This window comes from Streptococcus cristatus (genome assembly GCF_001588905.1).
GTDB classification, from domain to species: Bacteria; Bacillota; Bacilli; order Lactobacillales; family Streptococcaceae; genus Streptococcus; species Streptococcus cristatus_N.
In genome coordinates this window covers 1-11,013 of sequence record NZ_LAWH01000011.1, presented here as the reverse complement: position 1 = coordinate 11,013, position 11,013 = coordinate 1, and the positions used below count along the sequence as shown (strand labels likewise).

The window sequence follows — 11,013 nt, the reverse complement described above, 5'->3', positions numbered from 1 at the left end:
CTTTTTTAATTTGTTTTGCCATTTTATGTCTCCTTTAATCTATTTTGTTCTTTTTAACCATGGCTTTGGATAAGATTGTTTCGTTATGAAGTCACTGTCTTCCAAAATCCAATGATTAGCTAACTGATGTTTCATGCATTTTGTTCTCCAAGTTCTTTATGTTATGTGAATTACTATCATTTAACGATAAATGCAAAACACGGATGCTTACATTTGAATGACCGTTTTTTATACACTGGTGTATAAATTGTCTGCCTCATGCCTCTTCTTCTTTTTCAAACCTATTTTAATTTTTCAAAAAAATCAAAATCCCTAAATGTACGATTGTATTTCAGAGTCATATCAAGTCCTTCTGTGATATCTGATACTGTAATTCGTGCAGTAGGAGAGATATTTTTCAAAGTATAAACTCTAAGAATATTTCTTTTAACCGTAATCAAGTCTAACAAGTAACCATTGATTCTTATCTCCACTTGTATTAGGGTATCATATGACTGTCGAATGACTAATACATCTCGTACGCCAACTCTGTACAAATTTGGTATATTATTGAATCGTTCGAATATTAATGTGCAGTAACTTTTTGTATTTACCCCCACCAACCACCGATAAAACCCAGCAAATTAAAAAATTTAAACATTTGTTTTTCCTCTCTGATGTCTTACTTACAAAAATAATTATATCAGCGCAACAAAAAATCACCAATGACAGAAATGTCACTCTTTTTTTAACAAATAGATAGTAAAATCCGAACAAAACAAAAAACTTTTGGCAATTATTAATAAAAATGCCAAAAGTTTTATTTGTCAAGACATTGATGTCACTATTCACAAATTATCGAATATATTTTTTTATATCTTCCTGCCATTCTATATCAAGACTCGTTATCAATTCCTCATTTCCAAATATTTGAGCAACCACTTTCGCCTCTTGATACTTTCGATTTGCCTCATTAAAATCACACTGAATATAATATTTCCACTCGACCATTAAAATTAATGGTTTCTTTTGGAAATCTCGGGTTCTATTCATAATATAATTTAACTTATCTACTGCCATCTTAAAATAGGAGAACTCTCCAACAAGCTCCAAACAGCACAACGCTGCAAACAGAGCATCCCGCAATAAATATAAATCTTCTAATTCAGTTTCTTCTATTTGATGACATAGCTTTTTAAATAGAAGAACAATTTCTTCTTGCGTAGTTTCTTTTATACATCCCGAATTCAATCCATCCATTAATGCACAGAGAAAATAAAGTCTTGATTTCAATAATGTATTAGTATGAAACGGTTCTATGTCTACTAGACTGTCAAAACTATTCTCCAACACACCTTGACCATATAATGAATTTTGGCCTGCCCGCACCTGGTCAATCGCCTGCAAGCAATCGATCATTATCTGCTCATCTCTTGGAAGATTTTCATAAAAGTCCTCAAAGATTTCATCAAAATACGCATCTTTTTGTTCTTGCAGCTCCTGATCTCCATAGTCGGGGTGATGAAGCAGAAAATACTTGATTTCCTTATAACGCTCTGGTAATTCTTGATAGTCAGGCATAAGGATATAGGCTGGAATCTCCAATTTTTCTGCAATATGTTCCAGAGTTTTCAGAGTGGGATGAAACTCTCCTTTTTCGATACGTGCCAACTGGCGGACAGACAAACCAGACTCATCATCACAAAAGGCTGGACGGCTCAAACCTTTTTGTTTGCGCAACTCTTCTATTCTTTTTCCAACATTATTCATCAACCAGAACCCTCATTATTGTTTGAAAAACAAATAATTTCATTATCAAACTTTTATTTTTTTATTATATCATAATTCCTCCAATCACGCCAAAAAAAGGTAGGATTTCCCCTACCTTGTGTCTGATATCAATTATTTACGACGTCCTGGACGTTCTGCATAACCATAGTAAGCATCTGCCATGATTTCTTCCATGTCAGCTACCATTGGCAAGCGTGGGTTTGCAGGTGAACATTGGTCTTCATAAGCTAGAAGAGCAATTTCATGCAAGCTGTCTTTCCAAACTTTTTCATCAATTCCTTGATCCTTGAAGTTCATCTTAATACCTACTGCAACACCAAGTTCATAAACAGCTTTAGCATATGCTTCAACTGCTTCTTCTGGAGTTGAGTGAGGCAAGCCAAGCATTTTCGCAATGTCTTGGAATTTCTCATCAGCTTTCCAGTAGTTGTACTTCGGCCATGTAGTGGTCTTAGATGGACGAGTACCATTGTAACGGATGACGTATGGAAGCAAGATTGCGTTTGTACGTCCGTGAACAGTATGGTGAACACCACCGATCTTGTGGGCCATTGAGTGGCTCATACCAAGGAAGGCATTGGCGAAGGCCATACCAGCCATTGTAGACGCATTATGCATTTTTTCACGTGCTTCTGGGTCAGCTGTCTTAACAGATTTTTCCAACCATTCAAAGACAAGCTTGATAGTTTGAAGCGCAATACCGTCTGTGTAGTCGTTAGCAAAGTTTGAAGTATAGGCTTCAGTAGCGTGAGTCAAAACGTCCATACCTGTATCAGCAGCGATGAAGTCTGGAACGGATTCAACCAAAGCAGGGTCAACAATGGCAATAGTTGGTGTCAATGAGTAGTCAGCCAATGGGTATTTGCGGTTGTTTTTCTTATCAGAGATAACAGCAAATGGTGTTACTTCTGAACCTGTACCTGAAGTCGTTGGGATACCGATGTATTTCGCTTTCTTACCAAGTGATGGGAAGCGGAAGGCACGTTTACGGATATCCATGAATTTTTGAACCAGGTCACGGAAGTCGATTTCTGGTTGCTCGTAGAAGAGCCACATTACTTTCGCCGCGTCCATTGGAGAACCACCACCAAGAGCGATGATTGTATCTGGTTCAAATGCTTTCATCACTTCCGCACCACGTTCTACAGTTGTGATGTCTGGATCTGGTTCAACATCTGAGAAGACTTGGATCGTTACACGGTTGCTACGGGCGTTCAATTGATCGATCACACGTTGAACAAAGCCAAGTTTTTCGATAGATTTGTCAGTAACGATCATAACGCGTTCAATATCTTCACATGTTTGAAGGTATTGGATAGAGTTGCGCTCGAAGTAAATTTTTGAAGGAACTTTAAACCATTGCATATTATTTCTACGTTTCCCTACTTTCTTGATGTTTAGGAGGTTAATAGCGCTCACGTTATCACCAACTGAGTTACGTCCGTATGAACCACATCCAAGTGTCAAGGATGGAATGAAGGCATTATATACGTCCCCGATACCACCGAAAGTAGATGGAGAGTTCCAGATGATCCGCATCGCTTTGATTTCAGTACCAAAGCGTTTAGCCAATTCTTCATCTTTTGTATGGATAGCTGCTGAGTGACCAAGTCCGTTAAATTCAACCATTTGACGAGCTTTTTTAAGACCGTCTTCTCTATCTTCAGCTTTCAAGACAGCGATCACTGGTGAAAGTTTTTCACGAGTCAATGGCTCATTTGGACCTACTTCAGCACATTCTGCAGCCAAGATGTTTGTACCTTCTGGTACTTTAAAGCCTGCTTGTTCTGCAATCCATGTAGCTGGCTTCCCTACAATTTCTGCATTGAGTTTAGCACCAGCACAGTTTTTGCTGTTTGCTTTAGCGCCAAAGCAGAATTCTTCAAGAAGGGCTTTTTCTTTTTTGTTTACAAAGTAAGTGTGGTATGACTTGAATTCTTCTACAAATTCGTCATAAACTTCCTTGTCAATGATAACCGCTTGCTCAGATGCGCAGACCATACCATTGTCAAATGATTTAGACATCACGATATCATGAGCTGCTTGGCGAAGGTCAGCAGATTTTTCAATGTAAGCTGGTACGTTTCCGGCACCAACCCCAAGAGCTGGTTTCCCGCAAGAGTAGGCAGCCTTAACCATGGCATTACCACCTGTTGCAAGGATAGTTGCAATACCATCGTGGTTCATCAAAGCCGCTGTTGCTTCCATAGATGGCTGAGTAATCCATTGCACACAGTTTTCAGGTGCGCCAGCTGCGATTGCTGCGTCACGAACGATTTGCGCTGCGTGAGCAGAGGACTCTTGAGCAGATGGGTGGAAGGCAAAAACGATTGGGTTACGTGTCTTCAAGGCAATCAATGCTTTAAAAATTGCTGTTGATGTTGGGTTCGTTGTTGGAGTGATACCACAGATAACTCCGACAGGTTCAGCAATCTTTGTCAATCCAGTAACAGAATCATCTTCGATAACACCAACAGTCTTCACACCACGCATGTTGTTGACAACGTGTTCACAGGCAAAGAGGTTTTTCGTTGCCTTGTCTTCAAATACACCACGACCAGTTTCTTCAACCGCGTGTTGAGCAAGGATCCCGTGTGCATCAAGAGCTGCAACTGAAGCTTTTGCTACGATGTAATCTACTTGCTCTTGATTTAGTTTTCTCATTTCTTCAAGAGCTAGGAGACCTTTTTGCACAAGCTCATCAACATGTTTTTCTGCCGCTAGCACTTTATCTTCTTGTTCAACAGTTTTCTTCTTATCAGCCATTATAGTCCTCCAATGGTTTCTGCCAAAAGGTTAGATGAAGATTTTAACCTTTGTTAATTATTTCACAATATAATTATACTCTATTCCTACAAATTTGTAAACACTTTCAACAAAAGTTCACAAACTTTTTATGGATTATTTTTTAAACACTGATATCTCAGGCTTTTTTATAAAAACCTCTATTTATTCTCAAAAATTTCACATACTTTTCCTCAAAAATGTGTTAGCGCTTTCTTTTTTGTTATAAAACTAGCTCGGCTAAACAACCGAGCTAGTTTTATGGCTTAACACTGCCACTTGAAGCGGCAGCCAAAGCTTCTTTTATCATGTTAGAGTAGAGTTTACCTCCCTCTGCCATAGACTCTGAATCTGCCCCATAATGGACATAGTCTGTTCCAATCCAAATCTGCGGATTGTTAATCGCGACCTGATACCAGTCTGCTACATATACAAAATCATATTTCTTAGCAAGTTCAAGTTCGTATTGGCGCATCTTAACAGGAATACTATTTGGATCGTTGGCTGTCCGCCCATCATATGGCGTGACCAGAATCAAGCGATGGCCTTTTGGCAAGAGCTCGATATACTGATCCAGCAATTCTTCATAATTGTCAACTGGATTGGTTCCCAATGCCAAGACGACGTTTTGAAGGAGTGTTTGATTAGCAATATCGTTCTTGAAAAATTCCAGACCAGACACTAAATTACGGCTAACCACTGCATCGACTTGAGCGTCAGGTATAGCCTCTTGGATCCATTCAGCGGAGCGCAAGGTGACCGAATCACCGATAACAGTCGTGCCCTCTGCCACATTATAATTTGTCGCAGTTTTTTGGTCCACATGCTTACGAGTTGTCTGCATTTTCGTATCAGCTTGGTTCAAAGCATTGACAATCAAGCTTTCCTCAAAAGCACCCACAGACGGAGCAGTCACGGTGATAATCAGCAAGATAAATGTCAGCGGAATGAAACTGTAGAAAATCGGCTTGGTGATGGATGTTACATTCATCTCCTTGCCAAAAATCCGAGGCTTCCGTCCAGCTAAAGTCGGCTCTAAAATATAGAAGGAAAGAGCCACAAAACCAAAACTCAAGATTGTAGTCAAAAGCACAGCCCAACCATTGCTCATCAACTGAGTAAAAATAATATAGAAAGGCCAATGAAAGAGGTAAACACCATAGCTAGTATCTGCAATAAAGTTGAGAGGACTAGGCTCCTTAATATTTGGCAATTTATCGTGCAAGATGCGAGTTGCTGCTATCATGACACAAGCCAGAAGTGTTGAAATCAAGAAACCAAATAAATAAGTCCACAGGCTGTCAAATTTCAAAATAAAGCTAAGCAAAAGAAGAAGAACAAAACTGCCAGCTAAAGCGATCAAGACTTGCTTGATTTCTACCTTTTCTTCCAGTTTCTTCATCTGAACGCCCACATTTCCAACTCCAGAGAAAGTCGCTAGCACTGTCCCAGCAAAGAAAGGAAAGACATGGGTCAAACTTGAGAAATAAATATTGGAGTAATTCTTGCTGAAAAAGGCTCCGATAAACATAGCCAAGAAACTGAACAGAAACAGAGCAATTGAAGTCAGAGAAATCAGCCCCCGATACTGAGCAACTGACTTGCTAATCTTGCTAATTCCCCAAGCAGCCAAGCCCCAGAGGATATAGTAATGCACTTCCAGTGCTAAACTCCAAGTGTGAATCAGCAAATGTGGCACAAACTGGCTTTCATAACTACCGCCCGACATCATTTCATAAAAATTGGTCACAAAGCCAAGCGCAGCTGAAATCTGCGTCCCGATACCTGCTACAAAATCCCGACGAATCAATAAAGTAAAGGGCATGATGACCAAAATCATAAAAACGAGCGGAGGAACGATACGATAAAAGCGCCTTTTCAGAAAGCCCATAATATCAATCGTCCGACTTCTTGTAAACTCATCAATCAATAATGAAGTAATCAAAAATCCTGAAAAAGTGAAAAAGATGTCCACTCCAATAAAACCTCCAGGAAAAACTCCCTGAAAGTAATGATAGAGTAACACCAAAACCAATCCAGTAATCCGAACCAGTGAAAACCATCTAATGCGCATTTTGATAAATTCCTTGCTTGAACGTTCCTTCATAGACGACATTACTTTCTGTCGTCAGTTTTCCTTTACCATTGGCTTGACCGTTGGCAAACTCACCTTCATATTTCCAACCAGCCTTGGAAGTAAAAGTCCCTTTGCCGTCAAAAGTCCCATTTTTAAAATGACCTTTGTAGCTATCCCCATTTTTAAATGTCAGAGTGCCTTCGCCGTTCATTTTCCCGTGAACCAGACTGCCCTCATATTTTATCTTACCTTGATCCAGCGTTAGCGCACCCTTACTAGGGATATTGGAGGTAAACACTAAAATTGCTGACAATGCAATCACAGTCACTGCTAAGATTTCTAGATTCTGACGGGTCAGATAGATTTTATATTTATCGTAAAATTCTTTTATTTTATCCATTTTTCATCCATTTAAGCGTTCTAGCCACTTGCGGCAACCAGCCAAAACCAGTTCATAAGTTTCATCGAAATCGCCCGTGTACCAAGGATCTGGCACGCCGATATTAGCAAACTGGTAGATTTTATCCTGAAAATCCGCTGGCGCCATTTTCTTCAAATCTCGAATATTGGCTTCATCCATGCCGATGATATAATCAAATTCTGCAAAATCTTGCGCTGAAATCTGCTGAGAAGTCTTTCCTTTGTCATAAGAAATCGCATGTTTCTTAAAAATAGCCTGAGTCCCCTGATGTATAGGGTTTCCATGCTCCCAGCTAGACGTTGCACGACTCTCAATATGTAAGTCATCGGTCAGACTTTTCATAACAAACTCTGCCATCGGACTGCGGCAGATATTTCCTAAACAAACAAATACAATTTTCTTCATAGATCTATTATACCAGAATAAAAAGAAAACAGTGGAGCTTTCTTGATTATTCTGTGACAGCGGAAGCGGGGCCTGAAAAACAGCTAATTATACCTACTTACATAAGAGTGCAGATCATTGAGGCGGTAATCCACTCAATCTAGCTTGCACCAGATTCAACTTTACTTTTCTTCAGAAGGATGTTCAAAACTTAATTGTGGCCATTTAGCCTGCCAGTTTTTCTTGCAAATTCTTTGCATATAAAGCTTCTTTCGCTCTGCATCCGCTAAAAAATGCGGTGTTGGTCGCACCTGAAATGCTCGAATATCTGCCAAGCCATAGGGCGCAAAAAGCTCTAACTTATCATTTTCCAGCAATCGAAGACCGATAGCTGTGCAGCACTCAGGATACTTGCTCATGGCATCTTTCGAGCTAGTATAGGGCTGGGTGTTGGGACTATGACTATGCATATAGACTTGATTTTTCAGCTCCCAAGAATAAGCGGGAAAAGCTTTTCTCAACTCCATCTCCAGCTGCAAAGTTTTCTCATAAGATACAGTTGGGTCAAAGAATATGACATCCACATCCGTTTCGGTATCAAAGCCCGACTTGCCAGACAAGATATTCCAGATAAAATTTCTGACACTGCCCGCAGCCAGCCAAGAATCTTTCAATTCTAGACTGCGGATCATCTCCAAAATCGCTCGGATATCCTGATCCTGACTCAGCCTCTCTAAAATCTCTTGATCGGTCATCATTCCTTCATATACTCATATCCTAGATGCTCATAGGCTTTCCTTGTAGCCACGCGCCCAGTCCGTGTCCGCATGACAAAACCTTTCTGAATCAGGTAAGGCTCATACATGTCCTCTACTGTTTCGCGCTCCTCAGCAATATTGACTGAAAGTGTCCCCAGTCCGACTGGACCACCACCATAAACTTCAATCATGGTTCGTAGGATTTTCTGATCCACATAGTCCAGCCCTTCCTGGTCCACATCCAGCATGGAGAGAGCCTGGTCGGTTATCTTATCATCAATCAAGCCATTGCCCATAATCTGCGCGTAGTCCCGCACCCGCTTGAGCAGACGATTGGCAATTCGCGGCGTTCCTCGGCTACGCAGAGCCAGCTCCCGAGCAGCCTCGTGGGTAATATCCATCTCAAAAATCTCTGCCGTCCGCTCGACGATTTCGGTCAGATCGCTGGCTTCATAATACTCCATGTGACCAGTAATCCCAAAGCGAGCCCGCAGAGGATTGGACAGCATGCCTGCCCGAGTGGTAGCCCCAATCAGAGTGAAAGGCGGCAATTCCAGATGGACGCTGCGACTGGTTTCGCCAGTCCCAATCATAATGTCAATGTAAAAGTCCTCCATGGCGCTATACAGCACTTCCTCCACTGCCATAGGCAAACGGTGAATCTCATCGATAAAGAGGACATCACCTGGCTCCAAATCATTGAGAATGGCCACCAAATCACCAGCCTTTTCAATGACCGGGCCAGAAGTCTGCTTGATATTCACACCGAGCTCATTGGCGATGACAAAGGCCATAGTCGTCTTTCCCAGACCCGGAGGACCAAAAAGGAGAGTATGATCCAACGCCTCATCCCGCAATTTAGCCGCTTCAATAAAAATTTTCAGCTGATCTTTGACTTTGTCCTGACCAATATATTCTCGTAAATACTGAGGACGGAGGGTACGTTCTACCAGCTCTTCATCCCCCATTAATTCATTATCTAAAATTCTACTCATAGGACTATTATAGCAAAAAATAGGGCAGAGGAAGCAATCCGACCCGCTTCTGAATACAAAAAAAGCCACCGAATTTGGTGGCTCTTATGGGAGATTATTATGAAAAAGTTTTAGGATTTCTATCAAATAAAGTTAGGAGGTCTTCATTTGATGGCATTAGTATAACGTCCTTATCTTAAAATTTGCTTAAAGAAAAAATATTTTTTAAAAATAAAATACTTTTAGATATCTTAGTAAGATGATACAAACTAATATGAATTGTTCAGTCTGATTAAAATAGCCTCTATTTCATTGACTGTCTCAAAAACTCATGATACAATGAAAAAAATCGAAAAGGAGATTTTAGATATGAACAACCTTAAAAAGAAAACTTATCGGAATACACCAGCCTTTATGTTTATGGCTTGGGGCTCATTCGCCTTCTTTGTGACTCTTGTTCTCGTCGGCCTCTATACTTTGAAAGAGCCTTTGATGGTTAAAGGATACTATCTCATGGGTTCTGTCGGACTGATTTCTTCTTCATTCACTCTTGCAAAAGTTATCCGTGATAACCAAGAAGACGAAGAGCGTTACAATCAATTTTTCCAACCACAAGACTTAGATAACCAATAAAATAAATAGTAAAAACGGCATAGGGGGATTCTGCCGTTTTCTTGTATCTGAGGCTACTATCGCCATGTGAGATACACTTCAAATGAAGCAAATTTAGTATTTATTTCACACTTGCGAAATAAACGGTGGTGCTGGTGAAGAGGCTCCCTGCCTTGAGAATGACCTGATCTTTCAAGTCACTATGAATCGCATCAGGCAAGGCTTGTGCTTCCAGCGCTATACCATTATGCTGAATCATTGGCTGTCCATTGATGATAACTGAATCATCAACAAAATTTGCCGAATAAGTCACGACACAAGGAGCATCCGTACGGAAAGTCAAATAGCGACCTGAGGCCGCATCATAAAGATATCCTGCCTCTTCCTGCTCTTTATCCAGAGCAAATGGATGATCCAGCCCTGACACGACCTGAATTTGCTCGTCTGGATCTGCAAAAATTTCTTTCAGCGCTAGACCTGTTTGTAGACCTTTGACAAAGCCACGATCTGCATCCACTTCTTTTGCTGGCAAACCGTCAGGAGCAATCGGATACACCCCTTTGGTATGCAGCTGGAGGACATGCTGATCAATCGGCTGACTAAAATCACCTGACAGATTGAAATAGCTGTGGTTGGTCGGATTAACCAGACTATCCTGATCTGTCTGGACTTGATAGGAAATCTCAATCTCCCCTTTTTCCGACAAGGAATAGGAAATCCAGATTTTCAAATTTCCAGGGAAGCCGCCCGTCCCATCTGGGCGCTCTGTGTAAAATGTGACGCCCTCGTTTGTGACTTCCTCTGTCTGGAAAATCACACCGTCCCATCCAGTAGAGCCACTGTGGTTGCAATTCTGGCCATTATTTACTTCCAGCTGGTAGGACTGCCCATTCAGCTCAAAGCTAGCATTCGCAATCCGCCCCGCAACTGGTCCCACGCTAGCACCATGCTTGGGACTATTGCCAACATAATCCTCAAAACGCTCAAAGCCTAGAATAATATTGGCAAAATCACCATTTTTATCCGGCGTCCGATATTCTAAAATCGTTGCGCCATAGTTCATGACCTTGAAGCGATAGCCTAGCTTATTTTCAAAGGTGTAGGCTAAGACATCCTGTCCTTTAAAAGTACCAAAAATAGATTCTTGATAAGATTTCATACAATCTCCCTCTGTCTCGAGTCTGGGACAAAAGTCCTAGCCTCTCAATTGTCTTTGGATTGTCGAGCAAGACG

The 11,013-nt window shown here is 40.9% G+C and carries 9 protein-coding genes; 1 reads left to right on the top strand and 8 read right to left on the bottom strand.

Annotated features, from left to right (window positions below):
* Window positions 1-834 precede the first annotated feature (834 nt).
* The 7 genes from A0765_RS02260 to ruvB form a co-directional block, all read right to left on the bottom strand.
* A complete protein-coding gene (locus tag A0765_RS02260) occupies window positions 835-1,749 on the bottom strand; it encodes a helix-turn-helix domain-containing protein (protein WP_062004436.1) in 915 nt (304 codons plus the stop codon).
* 132 nt (window positions 1,750-1,881) lie between these two features.
* Complete coding sequence (gene adhE / locus A0765_RS02255) at window positions 1,882-4,536, bottom strand: bifunctional acetaldehyde-CoA/alcohol dehydrogenase (protein ID WP_062004435.1); 2,655 nt, start codon at window positions 4,534-4,536, stop codon at window positions 1,882-1,884.
* Between the two features lie 277 nt (window positions 4,537-4,813).
* Entirely contained in the window at window positions 4,814-6,628 is a 1,815-nt protein-coding gene (locus A0765_RS02250) for an acyltransferase family protein (RefSeq protein WP_062004434.1), read from the bottom strand.
* Window positions 6,618-7,031: an MORN repeat-containing protein gene (locus A0765_RS02245; RefSeq protein ID WP_005591332.1), complete on the bottom strand. Its 414-nt coding sequence runs from the start codon at window positions 7,029-7,031 to the stop codon at window positions 6,618-6,620. The genes A0765_RS02250 and A0765_RS02245 overlap by 11 nt, the downstream gene beginning before the upstream one ends.
* A gap of 3 nt (window positions 7,032-7,034) precedes the next feature.
* Window positions 7,035-7,457 (bottom strand): low molecular weight protein-tyrosine-phosphatase, encoded by a 423-nt coding sequence (locus A0765_RS02240; protein WP_062004433.1) that lies wholly within the window; start codon window positions 7,455-7,457, stop codon window positions 7,035-7,037.
* Between the two features lie 161 nt (window positions 7,458-7,618).
* A complete protein-coding gene (locus A0765_RS02235) occupies window positions 7,619-8,194 on the bottom strand; it encodes a nucleotidyltransferase family protein (RefSeq protein ID WP_062004432.1) in 576 nt (191 codons plus the stop codon).
* A complete protein-coding gene (ruvB, locus tag A0765_RS02230) occupies window positions 8,191-9,189 on the bottom strand; it encodes a Holliday junction branch migration DNA helicase RuvB (RefSeq protein WP_045498319.1) in 999 nt (332 codons plus the stop codon). Before ruvB ends, A0765_RS02235 begins: the two co-directional genes overlap by 4 nt.
* 348 nt (window positions 9,190-9,537) lie before the next feature.
* On the opposite strand from ruvB, the gene A0765_RS02225 reads away from it, so the two are divergent.
* Window positions 9,538-9,801, top strand: coding sequence for a YiaA/YiaB family inner membrane protein (locus A0765_RS02225; RefSeq protein ID WP_179856134.1), 264 nt, complete (start codon window positions 9,538-9,540; stop codon window positions 9,799-9,801).
* A 100-nt stretch (window positions 9,802-9,901) separates the two neighbouring features.
* On the opposite strand, the gene A0765_RS02220 is transcribed toward A0765_RS02225, so the two are convergent.
* Window positions 9,902-10,939 (bottom strand): aldose epimerase family protein, encoded by a 1,038-nt coding sequence (locus A0765_RS02220; RefSeq protein ID WP_062004431.1) that lies wholly within the window; start codon window positions 10,937-10,939, stop codon window positions 9,902-9,904.
* Window positions 10,940-11,013 lie beyond the last annotated feature (74 nt).